The organism is Paenibacillus bovis (genome assembly GCF_001421015.2).
Lineage (GTDB): Bacteria > Bacillota > Bacilli > Paenibacillales > Paenibacillaceae > Saccharibacillus > Saccharibacillus bovis.
Window position 1 is genome coordinate 4,413,656 of record NZ_CP013023.1, and the last position, 25,996, is coordinate 4,439,651.

Consider the following 25,996-nt stretch of genomic DNA (forward strand, 5'->3'; position numbering starts at 1 on the left):
AGGTTACATCTCTACAGCATAAATCTCATAGGATGACTAGAGTTTCATTAAAGATACTTAAAAATCTTTAAATTCATCTATAAAATATCCATCAGATTCCCAATAATGCTCGCATTGTATATATATTTCTTCAATACTGTTTTTTGGTAGTCCACAGTGATTTAAAAGCCAGTTTTTCATAAATAAAATATCTCTGTTTTCGTCATCCCAAAGAAAATCCATTATCGCTGACTCTCTAGCAGCGTTATCTGGAACATAAATTACAAATGACGATTTCATCGTCTGCATTAATTCGTAACAGACTTTTCTTAATGCATATTGGATATCTTTATCTAACAAAAAGTTCCTCCATCTAATATAACTGGAGAAATAACATACCTTCTCAGAAAATTTTAATGTAATCCCGCATGGTCCTATAACTTCATTTGTCCCACCTATGGAATTCAGATTAAGTTCCATTGCATTTCTTTATCTTCTGGATTGTATTTCAATAGATCTTTAATGAATTCATTTATAAATGGAAATTGTTTTTCGGAAATCTCATTCAATTCTTCAACAAGGTTAATCTGGTTCTTTTCTTGAAATCCATGAGCAAAATACGCTGTAAAATCCATCCCCATTAAAACGCCTCCTTTTGTGCTACCTTCAAACCTTTTGAAACGTTCTTGTATTAATAAATTCTTATAGGCTTAAATAAGAATTCATTTGAGTGTGTAAAAATCATCTGCTGGAAAGGTCTCTCTTGCTATATAATCTTACTATATTCACTACACCGGCTCATACTAGTATCTAGAAAATACCAACCAAAGGATATATGAGCACAGCATGAATATATTGTTTTCTAAAAATATGTCTTCTATGGAGCACTAACATCTCTTCTACTCAACTTTTTAAATGCCGAATAATTCTTACCCGACTGTATAAAGCTTAGAATCTTCTCCGCACACTCTGCTGGATTCAACTCTTTCGTATTGACTTCAAGATCATACTCATCCGCACGATAGATCTGATCAAACTGAGAAACTACCAGTCCGATATTCCGATCCCCTCTTTGTTTTTCTTCTTTGGAACATCTTACACCTACAAACAATACAGGCTGATCAGTAAATACATCAAGACACTCGTTAAAGCGCGTGTCACTGTCCAGGGCAGTATCTGCTATTACATTCAAGTCCATTTCCGAAAACAGTTTAACTGTCGAATGGTACACGGAGAATATGGAGTCATCCACGATTTGCGAGACCGCTTGGTGCCCTATTTCTTTTGGGGACGCCTATACCAATTTATTGTTAACAAAATGATTATAATTATCGAAAAAATCATCCAATGATAAATGGTGAAACATAATTTCTTTTTGACTGGTCATTTCAGCCGAAATGCTCGTCTTTCCTGAGCTGGAAGTTCCGTTCAGCAGCACAGTGAGCCCTTTCTTTAAATGGATCACCTTCCTCTATGCGATTGACTCGTCTATCGACCAACGTTTCGATTCCTGAGATCTTTTCACCTTTTACAACCCAGTCAACAAAGCCTGCTCAATCTGATCCACGATGCTATTAATCCCAATCGGTCCGTAACAGCCGATCCAGGTTACCGCATCGACGCAGTGGATATGCTGATCCGCATGATGATCGAGCATGTCCAGTACCTGCTGCTCGGTCGCCGATATAACGCCCTGCATTGTCCGATTGCTAAGCAGAAAATAGTGGCTGGCTTGCACAGCCGGAAGTCTATCTACGGAAATATGATACGCCGTATCCGAAGTATCCTCCACAAATAACGGAATAGGCAAACCCAGATCCCTGTACAGCACAGCACCCGTACGATGAGCAGCCGAATGAACGCGAATGAGCGAATCAAGCGGACGGATCAGAGCGACACTTTGCCCTGCCAATACGGGAGCCAATTCTTCGGACAACAGCGCAGTGCGTCGATAATAATCCGCCAGGATGATTTTGGCTTCTGCTCTTTTGCCAGTCAGCTCCCCGAAAACTCCCAGAATCGTCTGCCAGCTCTCGTTGCGCTTGAACATAAGAACAGGAGCAATCCGGCTTAACCTTTCAAAATGACGATCATGAACCTCGGTGCAAATGATCAGATCCGGCGACAGCTGCTCTACAGCCGCCAGATCCGGGTACTCATACGTTCCGAGCAGTTCGGTGTTCCGAAGTCTGTCCCGAATCGATGACGGAAAATGGATCGACACACTGCCGGATCCGACGCTTCCTGCCGGAGACAGCCCAAACGCGAGCAAATGGTCAGCATACTGCATATCGAGTACAGCGATACGCTGTGGCGGTCTCTTCACTTGATATTCTCCCCGCATATGGCAAATTACCGTTCCTTGAGGCGATTCGTACGACGAAGCTGTTCGATTGCGCAGCAAAGTCTTCGTGTATTCTTCATCCGTTTTGGAAGCATGATCAAGCCGGTAACGCAGCGGGGAAACGCCGTACTGCTTTTTGAATACTCTGCTGAAATAATACATATCACGATAACCGATTCGATCAGCGATTTCTCCGATGGAAGCGTCTGTATATTGCAGCATCCGCGACGCATTCTCCAGCCGCAGCTTGCTTATATACTCCATCGGTCCCAACCGCTTCTCCTGCTTAAATTGCCTTTGAAGCTGCCGGATGCTGCATCCCGCGAGGTCTGCCAACTCCTGCAGTTCCAGATTCCGGCGATAATGCGAGGCGATATAGGAGGCGACCACATCCACTCTGTCCGACTCTGCGCCACCTTGACCGCGTTCGTACTCTATGATCAGTTCATAGATGATATTTTGCAGCAGCGCATTAGCATGAAAAATTTCCAGCCCTTCGCCGCGGCGCCATTTGGCGATGATTTTCTCGGCTTGCTGCACCCACTGTGTATGAATGACTGTATTTTGAATAAAAGAGATTTGCAGCGGATGTTTACGATACGAAGGCATGGGATGGAGCGCTTCATCCAGGGCAAAAGCCTCGTACGTGATAACCATATAATAAAGTTCGTCTGATCCGCATGTCAGTGTAAAAGGAGTGCCTTTTGCGATATGACAAGCCAAAGAAGCTCCAATGCGGCAAACTTCGCCATTCATTGCAAGCTCCCCTTCCCCGCCTACTGCCAGCAGCAGCAAATTCGAGGTGAATTCAGTTTGGTTAACGCTAAGAACACCGCCTGCCTGCAAAGTACCACTGTACCCGTCAAGCATTTTGATCGTCATTTCACTCCATGGACTTGTTTGCTGCTGCAGCGGCATTTCTCTCATCTCCTGACAATTAGCAAAAGTAACATGCTTGCTGTTGTCATTTTAATTGAGATTTATTCTCAGTGTCAATTTTCGGGCATTTTCTGCAATATTCCCCGGACATCTGATAATAGAAGCAGCAGGTGATTCGTTCGTTTTTGGCAATCGGAACCTGATCCTGGCATGTTGTAAATCGGGTGAACGGATTCCGTCTTTGATCAAATAAAGCTCCGGGCGCTTCCTGCGTTAAGTAGGAAAAATCCGCCTGGATGTGCTGAAGGTCTTTTCCATCTTCAACTGCTTCCAATTTATACAAAGGGCCGATCCGCACCATAATATTCTCCCAGAGAATACTCATCGGAAGCGGCGCGATTGCAGCAAGCGTCTTGAGCAGCGGAGTCAGCTGCAGCGCAAATATCTCCTCGATTGCCTTTTCCCGCTGGACTTTCCGGTTTGCCGTGAGCACTTCTGCCCGAAGACCACTGACTGCAAGAAAAGGAAACCGCGTCCCGCCTTCCTCGTTGAGCGCCGGGTGATACAGAAAGCTGTCTTTCAACGATAAAGAAACATGCTGATCATGAAAAGTCAGAGCCGTCATCAGCGGAGCGGTCCATAGATAGCCGATACGCTTGGCTAACATCGAAGCAGCAACCTTCAGATCGGGCGCGCCAATATACATCTGAAACCAGCGGATATAATCCTGACATGCCGCTTCTTCGTACAGATCACTCAAAGCAACGATACGGATACTGTCTTCAGGCGGCTCACCCAACAACATCGAATGTTTGGCTGCCGTCTGTTTCCACAATTCGTTCGAGAGATAATAGTCCATTTCAGTTCAATCCAAGCAGGGCTTCCGCCGCCTGATCTACGATTAAATTGATGGCAAGCGGACCATAATAGGCAATCCATAAGGTGGAATTTACGTCGTAAGCGCGGTTATTTTTGACCGCATCCAGCGATTTCCAGACTGGGTTATTCGCCATCGCTTCGGCCTCTGTGGCAAACAGCTCGTCCGAAAGTACAAAATAACGATCAGCATCGATCGATGGAACTTCTTCCATCGAGATTTCAAGCGAACCTTCTTCGCCAACCTTCTGCACCATCGGCGGCATATTCAAACCCAAATCCCGATACAGAATTTCGCCAGTCCGATGTTCAATCCCGTGAATCCGAATACCTTCTTTTCTCGGACGAATCAGAGCTACTGTTTCGTCGCCCAGCTTCTCAGCCAGCTTTGCTTTCAGTCCGCTGACTTTATCCTCATAAGCTTGGCGCACTTTCTCGGCTTCAGCCGGCTTGTCCGTCACTTTGGCAATCGTGGACAGTGTATCGCGCCAGTCTTCATAGAAGTCCAATACGAGGGTAGGTGCAATTTTGCTAACATTCTCATACTGTTTATCCTGAAAATCGGTCATGATGATCAGATCCGGTTCCAAAGAAGCAATAGCTTCCAGATTAGGCTCATCCCGGGTACCGAGAATCTGTACGCCATTCGGCTGATCGCCCAAGTATTCCGGGAAACCAGTATTGCCTCCGGCGATCACGCTGCCAGCCGGCTTCTCACCAACCGCCAACATTTGATCCAAAAACTTCACATCAAGCACGGCAATTTTCTTCGGCTTTTCGTTCAGCACCAGCTCACCCTTCATATGCTTGAGCGTAACGGGAAAAGCTTCGGTATTCGTGTCTGTTTGCGCAGTCGTCTTTGCGACTGCCGCAGACGGCTGGCTATTATCCGTTCCGGTTCCAGCTCCGCAACCAGTCAATATAAGTATAAGGACCAGCAGTAAGCCTATCCCTAATCGTGATTTGTAGGCAGCATTTCTCCAGCTTTCGGACGCTCGCCCTTTCATTTCTCTATTCATGGTGAATCCCCCTTATGTATGATAATGATTTTCATTATCGACTATAAAGGGAGTATAAACGATCTGCACTTGGCGTTACCATGTACTTTTGCGACATATTAGTGGGACTAATGCGACGTGATCCTGCTAATTTGGGCTGAAGACGAACGTCCGAGAGATGAATACAGTGTTATACAATCTTTTGATCCTTCATCTTCATTCGCATAATTCGAAGATGAAATCTTCCAATACGACAAACAGCCTGTCAAACAGTCATTAAATAACACATACTCGCAACTTATATAGTAAAGTGTCTGTCTCAATTAGCTGGTAAACGTTTGTATTCTTTTACAATTCTCGATCCGTTCCTCAAATTGGCCTTTTGTGTATTCATTAATTACGCTATTCCAAAATATTTGGGCTGGCCGATTACTCTCAATCTGATGTACTTGCCATAATCCCTTATGTATATTGAATATATGAGCTGCTGCGGACCTACCGATTCCTTCTCGTCTATACTTCTTTAATATAAAAAATTCGGCAATGGAATAATAGCGTAGTTCTGCAGAGTCAATGAAATGAATCAACACAAACCCTACATATTTCTCTTCTTTTTTTATAATATAAGCAAATCGTTGATTGCCTTCTTGAAAATACTCTTCTAAAGGATACGGACTATATTGTCCATCTTCTTCTACATCAAATTGGAGAAACTCCGAGAAATCATAAATATAAAATTGCATGAGATTTTCCAATACTTCTTTATGCTTCTGATTAACTTGTATGATATCAAAATCCATTTTTAGATCCTCCACATTTTGTTTAACATCCAGAACGGCTCCTATATCATTCACTAAAATAGTAAAAGACAACTTTTTTTAAACTATTTAGTTTCTTGTCGTCTTTTACATTACATCTTATTCGTATTTGTTAACATTTCTCTTATTCAGCTTGTTGAATACTGAGTAATCCTGACCAGATTGTATAAAGTTTAAAATTTCTTTCGCACATTCTGCTGGGTTCAATGCCTCCGTATTTACTTTAAGATCATATTCGTCAAAACGATAAATCTGATCGAACTGAAAATCTGCCAGTCCAATATTTCGGTCTCCTCTTTTTTGTTCTCTTCGTGCAAGTTCTTCTTTGGAGCATTGTACACCTACGAACAATACAGACTGATCAGCAAACATATCGAGGCATTCATTAAACCGCTTGTCACTATCCATCACAGTATCTGCTATTACATTCAAACCCATCTCCGAAAAGAGCTTAACTGTCGAATGATACACTGAAAATACCGAATCATCTACAATTTGTGAGACAACTTGATGGTCTATTTCTTTTGGAGATGTACCTATCAACTTATTATTAACAAAGTCATTATAATTATCAAAAAACTCATCCAGTGATAAATGGTGGAATAAAATCTCTTTCTGATTAATCAGTTCATTGGAAATACTTGTCTTTCCTGAACTTGACGTTCCGTTAAGCAGTACAATGAGTCCTTGTCTCAAATGGATCACCCTTATCTATAAGAATTGCGTATCTCTCAGGTAAGATTTCTTCATTCTCGCCACAGTATAAAATGCTCTGTCTAGACCTAGGTATGCCGCATGAATAGTATGCTTTAATCATGTTTATATACAGTTTTCACTACTCTATCAATGCTTTTAAAATCCGTTCTCTGGTTTGGCTTAGTCGGTTCTCAGCTCCGTCCGGATGCAGAGGTTCACCCCAAGTAAATCCATCGCCCTGGTATCTTGGAATGAGATGCATATGATAATGGGTCAGATCATTAAATACTCCTCCATCTTGGCAAATCCTTATTCCATCGGGTTTAAATACTTTCTTCAAAACAATTGAGAGCATTTGTGAGGCCTCCATGATTGCATATGCAGTCTGTGGATCAACCTCATCAACATCGAGGTAATGTCGTTTGGGAAGGATTAGAGTATGCCCTTCATTAAAAGGAGCAATATCCAGTACACACGTAATCCATTCATTTTCATAAATGATGTTTAGATTAGGTTCAATATTGTTAGCGATTCTGCATCCCAAGCATTCCATATGTATCACACTCCATTCCAAACAGGTTCCTCATTGTGTGCCAAGTGTCCTTCATCAACTATCTTCTGAAAAGCAGGGTTCCCATTTGCAGCACCCGTACTTAAAGTATCGTATAACATAGTCAATCTTTCAGTAATCCGATGTTTAAGTTTATTAGGAACAGGAATTACATACGCTTCAAAAAACAAATGGATTTGCCTTCTGCGCTCTTCTGTATGTAAGTTTGATTGGTACGGTACTATTATCCCTGCACAGTAATCAGTTGCGAATCGTGCAAGCGGAACAGATGTATAGAATTTTATTTTTCACCTTGGTATACAAACTCAACTTTACCATCCAGCAAATATCGATATTCAAATAATTGCATCGTTCTTTCCCTGATTCTCTCTCGTATACTTGTGCCCAGGCTTACAGATCCTTGTGAACCAAGGTAACTATTATTAATAAATGCCTTCTCTACAAATTCTGTTTCTTTTAAGTGATACTGTAACCATTCTTTCTGTGATTCAATTAGTGCTTTTCTTGGTTCTTTATCTAACTTAGCAAGAAGCTTTTTATATGTTTGATTCAATTCTTTATCCCAAATCTCTGTATATTTGCTCTCCAACACTCTCCATTCCAATGTCGAGAACTCTTTGGAATTTTGTAATTTATTAAATTCCACTTCATAATCCTGATCTATAGGATTTCGAAGCATTTCATCATAAAATTCTCCTTTTAAATCATAGTTTCCGATGCTCAAAGGTAAAACTTCATTATTGGAAGAATTGGAATGAACTTCAGTTGTTTTGTTCGATTCTGTTATGTCAGCTGTACTCACTTCATCACGAGAAAGTTCAGAATTCACTATTGATTTAGTTTCGCTATTCGACATATTCGATTGACTACTATTTTGACAAGATGAGCATACTATCGTAATAAAAAACAATAAAAGTATCTTAACCTTCATACATTATCTCCTTCATTATCATAGGGTATGTTGTCCCTTTTTTTCTTTTCCAGATAATTGTTGTAAATTCATTACTGCTACATTGACTGATGTTTCAATATATCCTTCGATCTGCATAAAATGAAAGACATTCAGCGGTTCATTGATTACTTGCTTTTCATATTCCATATCCCCTAACACATGGGGAACAAATTCTAATACATCACTGGACTTGACTTCATCCAGATCAATAACTTTATTCGTTTTATTATTGATTTCTTCCCTCATTTGATTAGTAAAATCATAGTGTTCTAGCAGCTTTCCATTCAGTAATTGAAAATCACTCCATGATAATTTGTTTATCTGCATACATTAATTCCTTACTAAATAAAGTCCACTTGGTTTATTCTCATCATCTATTAATCCCACCATACAGAGTAAACCTTCATTCCGGCTTCCAATAATGGGGCTGCTTTCGGCTCACCAAATTGATATCCTTCTTCTATATCACTTGGTTCCAGAACCCTTAATCGATCCATTAATTCATCTTGATGTAAAGTGGATAATATATATATTCTTTCAGAGAATGGCCAGCCGTTTTCTTCAACCTCATAGATTTCTACAAATATATCTTGGACTTCAATTAATTGTTTGGTACGCTTCAATGTCTCATAGAATACATCAATACCCGGATGATTTAGCAAATTACAGCCAATGGATGATTCTTCCTCATTACCATCAAAAAACAACTCAAGAGAAACGATAGGAGCTGCTCCAGAATCACCCTCGAGTTCGAATTGATTATTGATTTCATGTAATAGTTTTTGCATAAATATGTCGTACCTCTTCCATTTTTATTTCTACTATACTTTCTGAATCCCGGAGTGGGAAATTAAATATACAGGTCCCAATATTTCCATTCTGCATTTCTAACGAAAACCTATTATATACGCTAGCAAATGAAGAATTCTTCTACCATTTCACCTACACTTTGTTGGTAACTGAATATATCTTCTCGTTTTCAAGAGTCATCCAAAGCGTAAATTAAATATAGTTTTAATCCAACGAAGCTCGAGAAGCAGCCATTACACGTAGAGCGTTCTCGAAATAACGATATGCTTCATCTGCAATTTCCAGAAACTCTTCAACACTTACATTACTATCGAGGTAACAAGCGTACAGATCATCAACTAAAGTAGGATCAATTTCACAATGGTCTAATATGACATTCTTCATCGTAACCATATCATCTTCCCATACACCTGTATCCTCCAAAACTAAAGAGTATAAAGCACGAAGTAATCGCTTAGAGTAGCCTTTTATATATCGGACTTGCATTGTGTGATCACTAGCAGTAGATAGTAAACGGTGTATATGATCTACTTCTTCCTTGGTGTCTGTATTCAAGTCCAAAATAAACTCTGGAGAAATCCGGATCGGTGATATTTGTTCACCAACGTCATGACCATATACGCAGACACAAATGACCTTTACCCAGAACCCCCACTCATTGGGCTTACTTAATACATCCTCCATCGAGCAGATAACTGTATCGATCTTAGTGAGTATTGGATATTCTTGCAAAAGTTTGTCTTTAATCTTTGACAATCTTTCATAATCAAACTCTTTGGGATCCTCACATACAATCGTAAAGTCTGCATCTGACTTAAACGGTGTAGCCGTTCCTTTGGGAATGGAACCGCACATATAGATGCTATGAATCTTGCCTTTGAATTCAGTAAGGAGGTTATCGATATACGTATCAACAAAATCCTTGTATTCGCTTTGTATTTCAATTTTATTTATGACTTTTTCTAAGATCATACAAGCTCCTCCTGGACCAAGAATTTCTTTGGCTAATGCATATACATTCCTGACGTTCAAAGGGCTTATTTGACTGCAGGAAATATGCCTTCAGACTTGGCCGATTAAATATATAGCTTGAATTCGCACTTCCAGTATTTCTTTTCTTTGATGGCTCAGGATCACATACAAAGATACATGAATATTGTAGCAGCAGAAGCGTTGATTTATTTGTATTATCGCAAAAGTTCTGTAATCGCTCTTAATGGTTTGAAGGTATCGCTGTATGTATCACTTGTTAATGAGACAACTATATTTCGGGAATGATCTACGTAAATGTACTGACCGCCCATTCCCATAGCGAAATAAAAAGGCTGCTCCACTGAGCTACCGGCTACCCACCAATGATGGCCGTAATAACCGATACCATCATATGTTAAATACTTGGGTTGGGTTGAAGTGGATATCCACTCCTCACTCAGTAATTGCCTTTTCCCACAGCGCCCGTTATTTAAATAGAAGCTGCCAAATTTATGCATATCTTGTATCGACATATGTATCCCAAAACCACCAATATTAATTCCTTGGGGATCTGCATGCCATATGAAATCTTTGATCTTCAAACTGGAGAAGAGAACCTTTATTGCGAAATCTTTTGCACTCATGCCTGACACCTGTTGAAGTATGGCTAATAACAGATGGCTGCAGCCCGAATTATAGTTCATTCTTTCACCAGGTTCGGCGTTTAATGGGCGCTCTAATATATAATCAACCCAGTTAGGACTATGTATCATGGCTGGCCAGCCGTTCCATTCTTCCAGCTCTGGCCAATCAAAACCTGCACTCATACTCAATAAGTGTTCAATGGTAATGCTTTGTTTGCGGATGTCTTGATCCTGCTGAAGCGACGGGAAGTAATGAACAATCGGCGTATGAATATCCGAAATCAATCCCTGCTCTACAGCCATTCCAATCAAGCATGAAGTAATACTCTTGGTGCATGAGTTGATTTTGTGGAGCTTGTCTTTTGATTTATTATTTCTAAAATAGTGAAGCACAATGTCTGTCCCCACACTTATCAAACAACTTTCAACTTTTTCTTTTTTCAAATAATGAACAAATGATTTAACTTTTTCATCGCTTATTTGAGACTGATGCATAGATTCAATGATCATTGGTTTGCTCCTATTTGTTATTCTGGAGATCGTTTGAACGGTTTACAATTTATATCGACGAATAGAATGATGCATACAATCAAATAATCACATTCCTGAAATACTCCATCTTGCTATCAATAAATCCATCATCGAAGTCCGCTCCACCTATCAACTCTGATTCACTAAAACATAAGCCAAAGAGCCACAACTGTCGGAGTACAACGAATATAGAGACTGCTTTAACATCATTTCTACTTAGATCTCTTACTTGTCTGTAACCGTTTAGAAATGCTTGCCATAGTCTTTCTACTTCATCCTTATCATGGCCACTGTGAATTTCTCTTGCCAATCTGAACTCTGCGATATCATAAGCTCTCCACCCATAACCACAAATATCGAAATCATAATGTGCTAATTGCCCATCGTCTGTAAAGGCTGCATTGGTGTTGCCATGCAAGTCTCCATGACAAATCCCCCAATCCAAACCTTCTTCGATCTTGTTCGCCAACTGTTCCTTTAATTCTGAGATCCGTTTATGAATAAAATAGTACTCCTCCAGACGATGCCCCATATGTAATTTGATGATATCAAGCGGTCTATCTATTAGATATTCCAAATCCAGATTATCTCTCGCATGCTCACTTCTAAAATGCTCAGTAACTTTATGAATATGAGCAACGGATTTTCCAAATAAATAGCTATCTTCTACGGTATGAATCGGCTTTTCATGACCTTCTGCAAAACTAAACATGACCCCATGTTTTACACCTTCAGTGACCAAAAAATCGTTTATGAAGGTGCCATCTTTTCGAGCGATCGGTATGGATACGTTTACATTATTCTCATTGACATAATTCAATACATCCAGTTCAAAAGCAATCTCGGATCGATTTCTTCGATCCGCACGATACACTCTAAAGATATATTTTCCTGAACCCGTTTCTACAATATAGGTATCGTTCATGCCTCTAAGGAAGTATTTTAAATGGATAGTTTCTTGAAAGTCATAATAGTCTTTGATATGCGCTAGTAAAGCTTGCCTGGACAAGAGCGAGTAGGTAACAGGAAATAAACTCAAATCTACACCATCCTCTTCACTTCTAATTCACCTATAAATATACCATATGTTGGTAAGGAGTTGTTTTTATTTACTTGTAAATGATTCAATGTAAGCAATCAATTTGTGCCATGACTTGCCCGTTAGTCACTAGCTTCCAGGCATTAGATCATCAGCGGAATTTTATGCTGTGAGCTGATTTCCTATGATGTTCCTGTATTCATGACTCGATGCATGTCGATCTTAACACGAACGCCAGAATAAGACCTATACTTGCAGCATGATTATTATGTTAGGTAATATATGACCTTTCAATGAATAACCTTCATAATCTTCTTTGATATATGATTATTCTCATCTGGATATCCTAAAGAAGCATTTATTAGCCTGCATCCTTCATTAAAGTAATCTTCTCTTCGATGAACATGCCCAAAACACCAGATTTTTTGATTTAAATTAGATAATAAATCTCTGCCATTGAAATAATAAAAGCTATTGCTAACATCATTAATATGATCCAATGGAACTTTAGACCAATCGGGCGAAATATGAGTGATGATCACATCTGAACGGTCAAGCACCTTCTTAAGTTTTGTTAATTCTTCTGTATACATGGCTTCAACTAATCGAGGTAAGCCTTCGATTAAGACGGAATCATTAGAAATTAATTTCCAACTTTCATATACTTTATTAGCGTCTATATTCAACTGATTAATTCCATATTGAAAGTCGTACCACATTCCAGTCCCACCGAAAGAAACTCCACTAATTTCAACAGTATCCCCATCCAGAAAAAATACTCCCGGTATTTGCTCGGCAATTATTTTCATTTCTTGGAATCTGCGCATTGAGTTATATCTGTATTTATTTTTTATTGAATTACTAACTAAGTAGTAGTCATGATTCCCTGCAACTAGAAGAATATGCATATAATATTCTTTAAGCTTTTCAAGAAAAATAAAATTCTGTTTGTTATAGTGGCCTAGATCACCGGCGATCACTAATACTTCCGAAGGCTCATTAGGAAGAATTGAATTCACAAACTTCTCTACGATTTGATTATGTTTTGTGTGATTACTGGAATATTTCACCCAAAAATCTAAATGAATATCAGATATGAGATCAAACTGTATTATGGTCTTCACCCCCGCTCTTATTATACTTCATCTAAAGTTCCTATATTCACGATCCAACGCATATCGGGTATCCGGCGTATGCCCGTAGCGTGAATATTGTGTGAGGCAACACATAACTACGTTACTTTCAAAGTTTTTTTAACATATGTATATCATTAGGTTCTAAATCAAATAATTCTTGATCTATTTCATCCGTCAATTCACTTCCACAGTTTTGGTGGAAATTCACAGCTGACTCTGTCTCTGTTGAGGAAATATACAAGAATGTAGCACCTCTGTTTTTGGCTTATTTGCTTAACTCATTCATTAATTGTTTTCCTATTCCTTTCCTTCTAAAACTTCTTGTTACGTACATGAGATCTATTTGCAGCCGATCTTTATTCTTTCCTCTTAATTTGTGACCCAAAACATCAAAACCGATAAGGCAGTCGTTCTCAAATGCTCCATAAGCTATCCCACCCGCTGTTATTTCAATCCTGAACCTTTCTAACAATTGATCTAACTCCCTAGTATCCCATGTTGGGAATTCATGATCGGTGCTAACTTCCTTAAGTCCTGCATCACCGTTCTCATAGATTAGATTAATTTTTTCTGATCGATCAATTTCTTTGATTTTCTCTGCCTCTTCGAGCTTCATTTCTCTAATAATCATCTATATCCAGCTCCTCATCTAATTATCTCTGGTAAGTTTCGCCTCACATTTCTGTATTCACGAACCCAAGAGGCTTAACGCCCGTCAGGGTCGGTAGCTCCGCTTTTTAGCAACGCAGGATTGTCTGCTGACTTCACTCCCTCGAAAGCCTATTGCAAACTATGAGATGCCAGGATCGTCTCGCGAGTGCATTTTCAGCTAATGCCAATATCTCCTTGAATAAACAAATTACGATCTTTCAATTGAAAAGGTTTGAATATATTCTTCTATAGGCATTATTAGACCATGGTCATCATCAATATAAATGCCTCTAACAAAGTTATCTTGACTTAATACTTTCTTCATTAGATCCTTAGACTTATAAATCATCATTATAAAATGGGGATTCTGGAAAGGAATCTTTTGTAATTCTTCGTGTTCATAATCATTTATAATGCTCTGATCAAAATCATAAATAATATGTTCTTGTCCAAAATCAACGACGAATCTATTATCTTCAATGCTTGAAACTGTATTATTACCAAAGTGTTGAATTCCATGTATCAAATTGATGTTGAAAGAGTCATCACCAATTAGGATAATCCATTGCATTAGATACACTTCCTTATTACAGGATATTAGTCGTTGGATATACTTAGGGTCTTAACTAACTGTACTTGCACCAGTCTCACCTAACGTTTCTGTATTCACAACCCGACGTATTTCGAGGGTCCGGCGAATTCAGGTCCAAAGGCGTATGCCCGCAGCGTGAATATTAAGTTAGATGATGAGTATTTCTTCTACATCTCACTCATAAAGATGTATTTTTCTCCTTAATAACAAACTGTCTAAAGGAGTCTTTAAATATCTCGTATACTACCTGCATTTCTTTAATTTCGTCAAGGAATTTACTTTGTATCTCCCTTTTTTGTTTATGTTCAAGCTCTATATTGAATTCAGAATCTTCGTACTTATTCAATAGATCATAGAAGTATTCACATGGTTCTTTCACTGCTTCATAATTGTCGGCATATTCTCCAGAAACTGATAGAAAACTAGCCCACGATATCTCTCTTCTATCATATTTCAAATATAAGCACGCAATGTATTGGTTAAAAAGTTTACTGCTATAACGATCTACAAATGGGTCTGAATTAATATATTTATTAACTATTTCAATAGCGCTTCCTTGAAAACATATATCTGCTAATTCAATAATCCAATAGGGCGGTTTTGTATATTCATCAATGATCTCATCACAAAACAACTTGAAGTGCTTATACCAGATCAATCGGCTCTCAAGCATAATACTTAATTTACAAGCAAATTCTTTATTTAATTCTACGTTCATCGAAAACCTCCTGTTTTAAAGTCTTTGAACTAACGTTCCTCTATTCACGAATCTAGACACGTCTAGTGTCTGGCAAATACCAAATAAAGAATGAATGTCTGTAGTGTGAATACTATGTTATCTAATGAATGCGTCCTCTCCGATTATTCTTGCTCCTTATGCTTATGTATTTAAATAGGTTTTCCAATCGTTTTTCTTTAAACGGATATAGCTTTCAAATTCTATCTTCGCAATGCCTCTTAATTGGTTATAAATCTCGTTATCAAATCGATCATTGTTTACTAAGATCATGGCTAAGGATTCCCCGCAACTTGCTTTAATCATATCATCTGTCGAATCATGATTGGAAATTGTCAGTAAAGCCTTTACTACATTTTTATGACTGTACTCACTAAGATCCATGGCTGCATCATCTTGTTCAGCATCTGAAGCCCTTTCATCTAGTAATATTTCAACAAGCTTTTCCCACTGTTCTATAGGATTCCCCTCCACATTCATGTCTCAGTTTGATCAGGTTAATGGAAAGCTTTAAGCATCTTTCAAATAATATTCCTGTATTTACGAGTCAATGTATATCAGGCTAGGATGAATGCTCGCAGCGTGAATATTAAGTTAAGTGATGTTCATCCGAATTACCTATCAAATACGTCTTGAAAATATTGATCCATTAATCCTTTGTTTTTAAATCTAGTTTTAATATATCCTTTAGCTCTTAAACAAACATTTCTATAACCTTCACTTCTCATATTGTCCGCAAGATAAACCATTTCAATTATTGGATCACTGGGTTCCACCTCATATGCTTTTGATAGCATGTTTTTCCCGATACTTTTCCAATGCTCATAGTCTCCGAAATGATTAGGAAACAAAGTGATCATATAACCAAAAATCAATAAAAACTGCATCTCTGCCGAAAAATTACGTATCCCTTCTTCTGTAACTTCGGTTAATGTCAATTCAATCATTTCATAATCGGTATCATTAAGCCCTTGAGTAATAAACGTATTTCCAGATTCGACGCTCAAATACCAGGATATAAAACCTAAATTCAAGCATACACTCAAATCACGATTCCCTTTACCCCACTCCCTTTTCATTGACAAAAAGGCTTCTTGATATTTTTTTGCAGTCTCGAATTTATTTACTTCATCTCCATTAATCATCCTGCAGCTTCCTTTCGATTTCCCCTCGGAATTTTACTTGACGTTCCTCAATTCACGACTCCGCACCTTCTGAGTGTCCGGCAAATGCTGGATGCAGGACGAATGTCCGCAACTTGAATATTATGTTATTTGATGTATTGGGCTTCTTAAATTGACTTGCAAATTGCTTCTGTATTTACTTATTTGCTCTTCTAATATGTTTCTCGCTTCTTCATAGGTTCTAATCACTTCATCCAATTCGTTCTTTAATTCTTTATGTTCGTTCCAATATTCTTTCTCTACTTGTAGTACCGAACAAAATAAATCTCCAACGTACATATTTCCTGATCCTAAGGGGTTCTGTATTAATTTTTCTAAGGCTAAAGGCAAAATCAAATTTAGATTTATTTGTTGTCCGATTAAAAGTCTTAAATCTTCATTATTCAATTCGCAAAGAGGTTTCTTCCTTAATTGATGTACTTGGATTACTAATGAGGAAGCAAAATTAAGTTCATCCCAATATTCGCCTTCAAGCTCTTCAAGGGTTTTGGCCAAGTCGACTTGCTGCATAGGTTCACCTTCTTAAATAAATGGTTTCCAGTATGTCATATAACCTTCTTATATTCACGACCCAGCGAATGCTGGGTGTTCGATGCTTGTCGAACCAAGGCTTATGCCGGGCCAAAGACAAATGTCCGCAGCGTGAATATTATATTATGTGATACGTCACACTTCTTGAATTCTCTACAATGCATTCTCTATCTTCTTTATGAATTCTTTAGTCATTACTCTGTATTCAGCAACCAAATCTATAAGTAGTGGATCTTCTAAAACATCTGGACTTATAAAATCTCTTATCCATTCATCATAAACAAGCGCAAGATCATATGCTTTATCCAGATGAGGAACAGGTTCCAAATAGTTCAGATCCCTATGTGCAGAATAACTATTACGAAATTTAGTTACCTTCTGCCAATATTCTTTCCATGCAGTTGAATTCATTTTTGCTTTGTTAATAATTTCATTTCTATCATCATTATTTAATCCAATGTGTTTCCAATGTGTTGGATTACTCGTATCACTGCCAAAAACCATACACCAATAATTTAAGGATTGAAGATAATGGGCATTGATTGTGTAGTCAACAAACGATTGATATGTACCTGCCTTGCTACTTAATGAATGAAGTTCTTTATAGCTGACGTAGTAATAAAGAAAGTCCCTTATAACTGGCATTTGTCTTGAAAAAACATCGATGTTATAAGACATTCTGAACCTCTCCTCATTTGTATTGGGGAATTTCACATAACATAATATTCACGATCCGGCGTATACTGGACCCAGGACGAATGTCCGCAGCGTGAATATTTTGTTATCGGATGTCAATGCCATCTTCGAATAAACCTTGACGATATTCTTCTGATGTATGATTCAGAGTATCATTCAAAAATATCCAGGAAGCGATGCTAAATCCATTAATCTCCGGATTTGCTCATCATTTTGCCTTCTAAGAACCATTTGTGAAACTTTTAAAATAAATTGCTTTAGGCTCTTAAATGCTTCATCACTATACTTATCATCGCCCTGTTGTATTCTGTTTAACACAGCCATATTCCAAGCTAGATATTTTCCGGGAATTAAAATATCAGAAATGTCCTCCCATCCTGCATCAGCATACCCTATAGCACGGTACTTCCTTTTTAAGTCTTAGTCGCATTTCCTCTTACAGCACCAGAGAAAAGCAACATAAATATTAGTTTTAGGGTCTTCTTTAAAAACGATTATCCCATCTCCTTGAGGTAACAAATCCTTACCACAATTTTGACAGTATAAGGGCTCATACTCGGAGAAAATATTAGCCGGCTTTGGATGATCTTCTTCTCATTTTGAAAATGAAACTGGAAAATACCTTTTAGCAATAGTTTTTCCCTTCGGATTTTCGAGAATCATTTTTTCAATAATTTCACGATCAAACACTTTTACATCGAAATGTCGTTTCAGACCTTCCAAATTTCTACCCAGTGGAGAACTAATTATCGTTGAATAAAAACCTATGAAACCCTGCGCACCGAAGGTTTCAACCCTTCCTTTAATATCTATTTCATCATTACTTTGAACCGCACTTCCAGAATGAGCTTTGTGTTTGCAACTCACGAGCCAATCAATTTCAGTATCACCAATAATCCCTTCCCTCTTCTCGCTTATTATTAAATCTCTCCCACCATCTTGACCTCTATCAGGGCCATCTTTAATTTCGAAGCCCAACATCATAAAAAAGTCTCGAGCAAACATTTCAAAAGTATCTTGTAATCCATTAGTAAGATTGGCCTGTGCAATCTCTTTGAAATCTAAAATTGGCATAATTTCATCCCTATCATTATTATTTAATAGCATTGATTTCCGATAATGTTCCTGTATTCACGACCCGACGCATGTCGGGTGTCTGGCGAATGCCGGACCCAGGACGTATGCCCGCATCGTGAATATTATGTTATCAGAAGTAATATGCTCTATAGATTATTTAATTCAGTAGCTATGTCCTCACTTATTAATCTATAGCCAATAAGAGCTACCCATAAAGAAAATAAAACTTGCTTTAAACTCTTCAATAAAGAATAATCATTCAAACCATTTCTATAAATGTCTACGCTTCTATCAAATCCTATTGCAAAAGTGTCTACAAATTTTTCAAATGTCTCCTCATCAAATTGAAAATCTAGCTCGTGAGCATATTTATTCCTTATCCTATTCAAAAAATTAATAGGCGCTTTTAAGTCGAGAGGAATCGCACCAATTGCTAATAAAATTTTTAGTGCGACATTAAAAGCTAATTTATCCCCTAGCTCTTGAGGATGTGTTAGCTTAGAATTTAATATTTCTGCCATTTCAAATTCAATATATAAATGCGATCTTAAAATAATTTGAAAATAATTTTCTCCTTCCGTTTCCAACATGAACTTCTCATATTGTTCTTCAAACTTATTAGCTATTACTTCTAGCTGATCTCCATATCTTTCATCAAGCTTTTTAGCTCTGATCATTAGTTCTTCTCTTCTATCCATTCTTTCCTCCTCATTTACTTTTAGAGTTTTATACTGCTGTTGATAATTTCTTAAAGTTCAATTAGTCCTGTATGATTTCTCATAACGTTGCTGTATTCACTACTCGACGTATGTCGAGTATCCGGCGTATGCCGGATCAAGAGCGTATGTCTGCAGCATGAATATTATGTTATACGATGGAATCTCTTCTTTGAATGACTGTCATATTTTCTTCTTGAAATTTATTTTCATGTTATTTAATATCTTTGTCTACAGAATTGTGCAATTTCAATCGCTCTTGAATACTACTTTCGACATATTTAAAAAATTCCTTATTGATTTCCCTTATTCTCTTCATCAAGCTTTCTCTATCATTGTATTTTCTGTAAAAGTGTTTCCAAACACTTCTATCACCGTAATCGTATACTTCCCATCCCGTTTCATGAAATGTAATGAATTTATAAAATACAGTAACTTTATACCGTGAAATAAGAAATACTACGTTGCATTGGTAAGGAGCTAATGCCTGATGAATTGGATTCAATTTGACCTTTAAAGAATCGAAAGTAGTGTTTAGTCTTGTAGAAATTCCTACAAATTCGATTTTGGGATTTATAAACGGCAGCGTAATACCATAGACATTATTATTATTAATCTTTTCTGTCTCTATTTCCAGAAAATAATCGTTAGAATTTTTATCGACCCATTTAGCAATAGCATCTATATCTAAAATATCTACATAATTAGATACCTCTATTACTTCTAAAGAAAATATTTCTTTGAAAAATTCAATATTTATTAATTCATTAAATTCTTCTTTTATTTCACTTAAAATTTGATCTATCTCTTCCTTAGATACATATGATTGGGATAATCTTTTAATCGATTCAACCAGTGAAACTTCTTCTTTCTCCACATCCACAATTTGTTTTTCATATTTTGTTATGTCTATATTCTTAATGGTTTCTGTAATACTACAAAACACATCACTCATGGCCCCCTGAGTAACAAAGTAAGGAGTTTGCTTACTTGACTGCGCGAACTTATCTTTTACATACTCTATAATGCTTGAATAGCTAATTTCATTTCCTCTGTAGGTTAGAATAGCTTCGGCAAAACTCTTTGTAAAATCACTAATTGTGTTCACATAAGAGAACTGATCGCTATGAGACGAAAACATAAAATACAAATTATTAATTGCTTTTTTTTGCTCGAAAATTTGAGATACTTCTAAATCTCCTTTGATATAAGGTATTCCAGAGTTACATGCGTCTACTACTTTTACAGTTAATTTTGGATTAATATTTCTTATTTGTTGATCAATAAAATTATTCGAGAGTGTTGTGGTATTATAATGCTGACTCGAATAATCTGTTAAAGCAAATTTAAGGTCTTCTTCATCCATATCATAAGCCCCATGTCCAGTATAATAAAAGAAAAGTTCTCCAATTTCTTCTCCTTTTATTCTAGAAAAAAAGGTTGTTAAATTTTCTTTTACACTTAAAGAATCAGTATTCTCATGAATCTGTAGGATCTCTGTATATTTATTTGTAGACCTTAGGATCTCTGCTATAAGTTTATAATCATTCTCACAACCTGGTAACGACGTAATATTGTTGTACTCTGACACGGCTATTACTATAGCTAGGTTTTTCATTTTAAAATCCTCCTCTATTTAAGTTTGATTCTGTCGTATAACGTTCCTATATTCACGACCGGACGTATGTCGGGTATCCAGCGAATGCCGGATTAAGGACGTATGTCCGTAGCGTGAATATTATGTTATGTGATGGTTAATTTCAGTCATTAAAAACACTTTCAATCACTTCAATAATTACCTTGTCTAACCAAGTCGTAGCTTGTTTATAATCCTCCGCTACTCTCCTCAATAGAACTGATGGATGTGATTTTAAATTTATATCAAAATTAGACAGTGTGGTTTCATCAGGTGAATTACGATGGGTCATCTTATTTCTATAAATATTTACTTCCTTATGATTCCCAATCCATCTTTTATCATTTTCATATTTACCATCAGAAATTTCATTAAAATAGTCCACTAACCTCTGGGCACTTTCTTTAATATTCATATCATCTGATTTTGAAAGATTTTCAAAAAACTTATAGTAATTAATTTTATTGTTTTTTATTTCACACTTATATAATAAATTATATATCTGTGCCAATAGATCCCATAAAGTCGCTATTCTAAATATTCCATTTTCTATATAATAATATGCTTTAACTTCATCTTTCGAACTAGGTTTAAACAAATCAAATTTATCGTAGATATCTGTGTTATAAGTCAAATCAATTGCCTTATCCAATGAGTAATTTATCTTGTCACACAAATTCAAAAAAGTTGCTATTAGCGCTTTATACTCAAAAATAATGCTATAATGGTTGTCTCCTGTCATGCCAAAAATAACTTTATTTTCTCCGAACGTTATACCAAGCTCATATTTATCAGGATTAATTTCGACTAGCTGACTTTTTAAATACTTAATTTCATTCTCTCTCATTGAATATTCCTCCAACTCTTTAGTCATTGAAATTAACTGTCACATAACATTCCTGTATTCACGATCCGACGACTGTCGGGTATCCGGCGAATGCCGAATCAAAGGCGTATGCCCGCAGCGTAAATATTATGTTATACAGAGTTAATATCTTATTTGAACTACCATTTACTTTTAAATTTTTAATACACAATTAAATTTACGTAATATTCTCTTTGAGCAATGACTTATTGAGTATCTTTCCTTCTTACAAGAAACTCTATCATTTGCTTCATCACTTCAACTCTTATTGATTCATCACTCGTGTCTTCAACGAGTTTAAAACACAATAATATATTTTGAACATCTAAAAGGCTGTCATGATAATCTTTCAATTGAAGAACGGTTCTATTGTAAAGATAAAACATCAAAGCAGAGATAACTTCTACCAATACTCCTGAACCAGTAACTAAGTAAGATATATTACCCAAGTCATCAAATAAATAGGAAAAAATCAAACCTCCTGAAATTAAAAGGACCCCAAAAATGCTCATAATCAGAGAAGAATTAAAAGATTTCCTATTACTATTTTTTACTAGATCATAATAATCTTCTAAATTCCGAAGATTGATTGCTACCAAATCATCAAAATATCTTGTTGCTTTTTGGGCTCCTGCCATTTTATCTTTTTCTTCTAACTGTTTCTCTAGCATCCTAATTTCAGCCTCATAATTACTTTGCTTTGTACTAGAAAAGCTAGCAGCAAACATGAGTCCTGAAAATACAGCTAGTGAACTGCTTAGATATACATTCATAGGTATTAACTTGAAAATTCCTAAACAACTTACTACTGTTAACACCGCAAAAAATACTCTCAATCCTACTGTTAAATTTCTATCGTTGGATTTTTCAATAGTTAATTTTATTAACCTAGCCTCCAAAAAGTTAGCTGCCACCGGATTGTTGACCGTAATAGTGGCTCCAATTGAAGCATTACTATTTTCCTCTTGATTATTTGAACTCACTTTATTCTCCTTTATAGTAATTTTGTGTAACGTAATATTTACGAACTTCTGTAATAACTCTCATATCGTTATATTCACGAACTCCATAAATCCCCAACCTATCGCAGTATTCTCGAATCTCTTACACAGTCTTTAGAAGCCTTACATCCGATCAAGCGGACTTTGAATATTCCCAATATTACGCTTGCTCACATGCGTGTAACGTTCGTTGTTCGTATACTCTGATGTTCCAGCAGCTCCTGAATATAGCGAAGATCTGTTCCATTTTCTAGCAAATGGGTAGCAAAAGAATGTCTTAACGAGTGGATACTCACCTGATTGCGAATTCCGCCTTGAATAAGCGCCTTCTCAAATACTTTCTGTGCAGATCATTCGGTGAGATGACGTCCTGTTCGCTGCCCCGGAAATAGCCAGACGATTGGCTTTTCCAGTTCTATGTATTGCTTTAAGACAGAAGCCGCTACTTCAGATAATAGTGTCTGACGATCTTTTCTACTCTTCCCCTGACGGAAACGAATCACATTTCGTTCATGATCTCAATCTTCTATACGAATATGCACAACCTCGCTTACTCGGAGACCTGCCGTATACGTTAGATACAGAATAGCCTGATGTTTGATATTAACGACACTTTTTAACAAACGCACTACTTCTTCCAGCAATAGCACACCTGGCAGCTTACTTTCCTTTTGGGATGAACATCCGCTCACTTTTGAGCATCATATTGTTCTAGTGGTACTCCGATTCGTTGATTATTTAAATAAGTCAGATAAATATTTATTATAGCCTCCTCATATTATCATCTATTCCAATATTTTGGAATTAATTTTTCAATAAAAAAAAGGACTTATAGATGATATACATCTAAAAATCCTGATTCTTTAAGCACTTAATATCATATTTGTAAAACACACTATATTACCTATCTGCTTGGTTCTAAAGACCGGTAAATATTCCGTTTTTATTTATGTTCCAATGTATAATCGTTCCTCTAAGAGAAGCGAACCGGTAGATTTCATTTCGTATGATTTATAATATTTTGAAGCTCATCAAGCTTTTGTCTGAGTTCTTCCGCAACTTCTAACATGTGATTCCGAGAAAAAACAAATTCTTTGTCAGTCGAAACATTCTGATCTTTGAAGGGAATTTGTTCCGTTAACCAAGTGATATTCTCCTCTTTATGAATAACTTCGACATAATAACTTCCGCAGCCAAATATGCCACAAGTAAATGTGAATAAAGGATATTTTCCAGGACGAAGCAAGGAATTGAAAAATTCTTCTATTACCAAAATTTCTTCCTGTGCCAGTTTATTACCGTTAATTTAAAGGAAGAGCTCCCAATCGATAACAGATATCATACGGACTTTGACTTTGCTTATATTTTTGTATACTTTTTTGACATCGACTTTCATTTCAATAGATAGCTTATCGTATTCAAAATCATCATTTCTGTTTGAGGAGACCGACATACTTTACCTCATAATCTGCGTATCAAACAACTATGTTTTGAGAAAATTTATTTTTTCAGATCCCAAGGCGCTTCTTTCCAAACGGCTTTGTCAGCGATATACAAATGATCACTAGTTTGCGTATGCATAAATTCTTCTTCTTCCAGATCTTTGTATACTGTCTGCAACCATTTGGGAATGATAGCTGCATCAAATACATACAAGTTCTCATACTGATTCGTTACGATAGCTTCCCACGGTAAGCCATCCGTCACTTCATTTGTAAAATAAACGTCGGTTTGAGTGAACTCTTCTGCCAAAGCGCACATCATCTGCCATAGCAGCGATCTGTAAGTTTCTTTTATTTCGCCTGTTACATTATCCATTTCATCAATCTCTTCTGTCCATAATAGAATAGAAATCTCCATCCAATTCGTAGTAAGCTCCGGTATAACTTCCGGAGTCCAACCCATAATATATGGGCGTACATGTATAGTATGCTCTTGATATTCGTACTCCTGGGTAGCCGTGCTGCTACCTTTGTACATAAAGTCCTTATTCGTAACCCCTCCTTCCAAAAGGTCGAGGAAGTATGCAGGATCAATATTGAGCTTGAGGAGCACAGATATAAAGGAGCGTAATATATCTTTATAACTTTTTTCATCACACGGTATGTAGGTTTGAATATGAGAGTATTCGGGCATTTGCATCCTCCCTTTCGCTGGCTTTGCTTATGATTTATGGATTACATATTCCAATCTATTCACTAATGATCTTAAACCGCGAAGGTCACTACTTCTTTTACAGAAAAACACCAGACAATAATTCTTGCTACTATGTCTGGTGTAATAACGGTATCATCCTCCCATACAGGAGTCAGTATTCTTTTATAACATCCATTCTCCATCACAATTCCTTCAAACTGTTTACCTTGAATGACAATAAAGGGGGAACTATCCAGTTGGCAGGATTGACCCATATTATATGCAGCTATGAATTGCTTGTCTTCGGAGATAATATGCAGCTTAACCTGACCTGCATCTTCCCAATCCGGCGTAACATACCAATAAAAGTCTCTATTCAGACAAACAATTCTTCTTTTGCCTTTTTTACTGACTCCCATCCTGATCCGCTCCTTATCCTCATCGTCATTCATCAGCTTATGCTACTCGTTCCAGTTCCCAGTAATCAGCTCAAGTTTTTGATAAAAGCTACTATTCTATTGGCTTCCTCAAATCCCAGCTTCTTGTGGAACTCCTGACTGCCATGATTATCCAGCTCAGTATCCGAAGCAATCTGACTACAGCCCATTGATCTCGACCATTCTTCACCTGCTTCCAGTAGCCTGGTGGATATTCCTCTATGACGGAAAGCTGGATCTACGTAGATGCCTTCGACATAGCCGACTGGACTGGAATCGGAGCCTTCCACATAGTCGTGTCGGAGGGACATATGAATAAACCCCACACCCATGTCCTCTGCATTTGCCAGATATAAAATATCCGTCGAAGAATCCAGTATTTCTGCAAAGTCTGCACGAAGTTCTGACTCTATATTGTCCGGCCACAGCTGCATAGCCAAGCTGGTTACTTGATGGAGATGGGATTGCTTTGCTTTTACAATAATCAATAGAA

33 protein-coding genes and 1 pseudogene are annotated in these 25,996 nt (G+C 37.3%); all 34 read right to left on the reverse strand.

Annotation, left to right across the window (positions count from 1 at the left end):
• Positions 1 to 57: 57 nt before the first annotated feature.
• The 34 genes and pseudogenes from AR543_RS18785 to aac(6') all read right to left on the reverse strand — a co-directional run bounded on the left by AR543_RS18785 (position 58) and on the right by aac(6') (position 25,991).
• Positions 58 to 339, reverse strand: a complete 282-nt coding sequence (locus AR543_RS18785; RefSeq protein ID WP_060535928.1) for a hypothetical protein — start codon at positions 337 to 339, stop codon at positions 58 to 60.
• A gap of 104 nt (positions 340 to 443) precedes the next feature.
• Positions 444 to 620 carry a hypothetical protein gene (locus AR543_RS24380; RefSeq protein ID WP_158523992.1) on the reverse strand — a complete coding sequence of 59 codons (177 nt, stop codon included), beginning with the start codon at positions 618 to 620 and terminating at the stop codon, positions 444 to 446.
• A gap of 236 nt (positions 621 to 856) precedes the next feature.
• Positions 857 to 1,441: pseudogene (locus AR543_RS18790) on the reverse strand (chloramphenicol phosphotransferase CPT family protein).
• A gap of 66 nt (positions 1,442 to 1,507) precedes the next feature.
• Positions 1,508 to 3,241: a helix-turn-helix domain-containing protein gene (locus AR543_RS18795; RefSeq protein WP_060535929.1), complete on the reverse strand. Its 1,734-nt coding sequence runs from the start codon at positions 3,239 to 3,241 to the stop codon at positions 1,508 to 1,510.
• 46 nt (positions 3,242 to 3,287) lie between these two features.
• A complete protein-coding gene (locus AR543_RS18800) occupies positions 3,288 to 4,061 on the reverse strand; it encodes a (2Fe-2S)-binding protein (RefSeq protein ID WP_060535930.1) in 774 nt (257 codons plus the stop codon).
• Position 4,062: 1 nt separating this feature from the next.
• A complete protein-coding gene (locus AR543_RS18805; RefSeq protein WP_060535931.1) occupies positions 4,063 to 5,097 on the reverse strand; it encodes an ABC transporter substrate-binding protein in 1,035 nt (344 codons plus the stop codon).
• Between the two features lie 302 nt (positions 5,098 to 5,399).
• Complete coding sequence (locus AR543_RS18810; protein ID WP_060535932.1) at positions 5,400 to 5,876, reverse strand: GNAT family N-acetyltransferase; 477 nt, start codon at positions 5,874 to 5,876, stop codon at positions 5,400 to 5,402.
• 117 nt (positions 5,877 to 5,993) lie between these two features.
• Positions 5,994 to 6,590 (reverse strand): chloramphenicol phosphotransferase CPT family protein, encoded by a 597-nt coding sequence (locus tag AR543_RS18815; RefSeq protein WP_060535933.1) that lies wholly within the window; start codon positions 6,588 to 6,590, stop codon positions 5,994 to 5,996.
• 139 nt (positions 6,591 to 6,729) lie between these two features.
• Complete coding sequence (locus AR543_RS18820) at positions 6,730 to 7,143, reverse strand: HIT family protein (RefSeq protein WP_082472279.1); 414 nt, start codon at positions 7,141 to 7,143, stop codon at positions 6,730 to 6,732.
• 298 nt (positions 7,144 to 7,441) lie between these two features.
• Positions 7,442 to 8,092, reverse strand: coding sequence for a lysozyme inhibitor LprI family protein (locus AR543_RS18830; protein WP_060535936.1), 651 nt, complete (start codon positions 8,090 to 8,092; stop codon positions 7,442 to 7,444).
• Between the two features lie 18 nt (positions 8,093 to 8,110).
• Entirely contained in the window at positions 8,111 to 8,440 is a 330-nt protein-coding gene (locus tag AR543_RS18835) for a hypothetical protein (RefSeq protein WP_060535937.1), read from the reverse strand.
• A gap of 50 nt (positions 8,441 to 8,490) precedes the next feature.
• On the reverse strand, positions 8,491 to 8,901 hold the full coding sequence (locus AR543_RS18840) for a hypothetical protein (protein ID WP_060535938.1): 411 nt from the start codon (positions 8,899 to 8,901) through the stop codon (positions 8,491 to 8,493).
• Positions 8,902 to 9,127: 226 nt separating this feature from the next.
• On the reverse strand, positions 9,128 to 9,895 hold the full coding sequence (locus AR543_RS18845) for a nucleotidyltransferase domain-containing protein (RefSeq protein ID WP_060535939.1): 768 nt from the start codon (positions 9,893 to 9,895) through the stop codon (positions 9,128 to 9,130).
• Positions 9,896 to 10,110: 215 nt separating this feature from the next.
• On the reverse strand, positions 10,111 to 11,049 hold the full coding sequence (locus tag AR543_RS18850; RefSeq protein ID WP_060535940.1) for a serine hydrolase domain-containing protein: 939 nt from the start codon (positions 11,047 to 11,049) through the stop codon (positions 10,111 to 10,113).
• Between the two features lie 79 nt (positions 11,050 to 11,128).
• Positions 11,129 to 12,109, reverse strand: a complete 981-nt coding sequence (locus AR543_RS18855) for a phosphotransferase (protein ID WP_060535941.1) — start codon at positions 12,107 to 12,109, stop codon at positions 11,129 to 11,131.
• Positions 12,110 to 12,399: 290 nt separating this feature from the next.
• On the reverse strand, positions 12,400 to 13,233 hold the full coding sequence (locus AR543_RS18860; RefSeq protein WP_060535942.1) for a metallophosphoesterase family protein: 834 nt from the start codon (positions 13,231 to 13,233) through the stop codon (positions 12,400 to 12,402).
• A 277-nt stretch (positions 13,234 to 13,510) separates the two neighbouring features.
• Positions 13,511 to 13,876 carry a GNAT family N-acetyltransferase gene (locus AR543_RS18865; protein ID WP_227871782.1) on the reverse strand — a complete coding sequence of 122 codons (366 nt, stop codon included), beginning with the start codon at positions 13,874 to 13,876 and terminating at the stop codon, positions 13,511 to 13,513.
• A 228-nt stretch (positions 13,877 to 14,104) separates the two neighbouring features.
• Positions 14,105 to 14,467 carry a hypothetical protein gene (locus AR543_RS18870; RefSeq protein WP_060535943.1) on the reverse strand — a complete coding sequence of 121 codons (363 nt, stop codon included), beginning with the start codon at positions 14,465 to 14,467 and terminating at the stop codon, positions 14,105 to 14,107.
• A 199-nt stretch (positions 14,468 to 14,666) separates the two neighbouring features.
• Positions 14,667 to 15,206 carry a hypothetical protein gene (locus AR543_RS18875; RefSeq protein ID WP_060535944.1) on the reverse strand — a complete coding sequence of 180 codons (540 nt, stop codon included), beginning with the start codon at positions 15,204 to 15,206 and terminating at the stop codon, positions 14,667 to 14,669.
• 162 nt (positions 15,207 to 15,368) lie between these two features.
• Positions 15,369 to 15,704: a hypothetical protein gene (locus tag AR543_RS18880; RefSeq protein WP_064505599.1), complete on the reverse strand. Its 336-nt coding sequence runs from the start codon at positions 15,702 to 15,704 to the stop codon at positions 15,369 to 15,371.
• Positions 15,705 to 15,838: 134 nt separating this feature from the next.
• Positions 15,839 to 16,369 carry a hypothetical protein gene (locus AR543_RS18885; RefSeq protein ID WP_060535946.1) on the reverse strand — a complete coding sequence of 177 codons (531 nt, stop codon included), beginning with the start codon at positions 16,367 to 16,369 and terminating at the stop codon, positions 15,839 to 15,841.
• Between the two features lie 120 nt (positions 16,370 to 16,489).
• Positions 16,490 to 16,918, reverse strand: coding sequence for a contact-dependent growth inhibition system immunity protein (locus AR543_RS18890; RefSeq protein WP_060535947.1), 429 nt, complete (start codon positions 16,916 to 16,918; stop codon positions 16,490 to 16,492).
• Positions 16,919 to 17,092: 174 nt separating this feature from the next.
• A complete protein-coding gene (locus AR543_RS18895; protein WP_060535948.1) occupies positions 17,093 to 17,617 on the reverse strand; it encodes a hypothetical protein in 525 nt (174 codons plus the stop codon).
• 612 nt (positions 17,618 to 18,229) lie between these two features.
• A complete protein-coding gene (locus tag AR543_RS18900; RefSeq protein WP_158523993.1) occupies positions 18,230 to 18,709 on the reverse strand; it encodes a restriction endonuclease in 480 nt (159 codons plus the stop codon).
• A 149-nt stretch (positions 18,710 to 18,858) separates the two neighbouring features.
• Positions 18,859 to 19,410, reverse strand: a complete 552-nt coding sequence (locus AR543_RS18905; RefSeq protein WP_060535950.1) for a hypothetical protein — start codon at positions 19,408 to 19,410, stop codon at positions 18,859 to 18,861.
• A 232-nt stretch (positions 19,411 to 19,642) separates the two neighbouring features.
• Positions 19,643 to 21,046, reverse strand: a complete 1,404-nt coding sequence (locus tag AR543_RS18910; RefSeq protein WP_060535951.1) for a caspase family protein — start codon at positions 21,044 to 21,046, stop codon at positions 19,643 to 19,645.
• A gap of 142 nt (positions 21,047 to 21,188) precedes the next feature.
• Positions 21,189 to 21,911 carry a Cthe_2314 family HEPN domain-containing protein gene (locus AR543_RS18915; protein ID WP_060535952.1) on the reverse strand — a complete coding sequence of 241 codons (723 nt, stop codon included), beginning with the start codon at positions 21,909 to 21,911 and terminating at the stop codon, positions 21,189 to 21,191.
• Between the two features lie 224 nt (positions 21,912 to 22,135).
• Positions 22,136 to 22,912, reverse strand: a complete 777-nt coding sequence (locus AR543_RS24770; protein WP_087071287.1) for a TRADD-N-associated membrane domain-containing protein — start codon at positions 22,910 to 22,912, stop codon at positions 22,136 to 22,138.
• Between the two features lie 188 nt (positions 22,913 to 23,100).
• Entirely contained in the window at positions 23,101 to 23,226 is a 126-nt protein-coding gene (locus AR543_RS24775) for a tyrosine-type recombinase/integrase (protein WP_237087969.1), read from the reverse strand.
• A gap of 222 nt (positions 23,227 to 23,448) precedes the next feature.
• Positions 23,449 to 23,580, reverse strand: coding sequence for a hypothetical protein (locus tag AR543_RS24900; protein WP_257790505.1), 132 nt, complete (start codon positions 23,578 to 23,580; stop codon positions 23,449 to 23,451).
• Positions 23,581 to 23,927: 347 nt separating this feature from the next.
• Positions 23,928 to 24,203, reverse strand: coding sequence for a hypothetical protein (locus AR543_RS18935; RefSeq protein WP_060535953.1), 276 nt, complete (start codon positions 24,201 to 24,203; stop codon positions 23,928 to 23,930).
• A 227-nt stretch (positions 24,204 to 24,430) separates the two neighbouring features.
• A complete protein-coding gene (locus AR543_RS18940) occupies positions 24,431 to 25,066 on the reverse strand; it encodes a hypothetical protein (protein WP_060535954.1) in 636 nt (211 codons plus the stop codon).
• A 71-nt stretch (positions 25,067 to 25,137) separates the two neighbouring features.
• Complete coding sequence (locus tag AR543_RS18945) at positions 25,138 to 25,485, reverse strand: hypothetical protein (protein ID WP_060535955.1); 348 nt, start codon at positions 25,483 to 25,485, stop codon at positions 25,138 to 25,140.
• 65 nt (positions 25,486 to 25,550) lie between these two features.
• Complete coding sequence (aac(6'), locus tag AR543_RS18950; RefSeq protein ID WP_060535956.1) at positions 25,551 to 25,991, reverse strand: aminoglycoside 6'-N-acetyltransferase; 441 nt, start codon at positions 25,989 to 25,991, stop codon at positions 25,551 to 25,553.
• Positions 25,992 to 25,996: the final 5 nt, after the last annotated feature.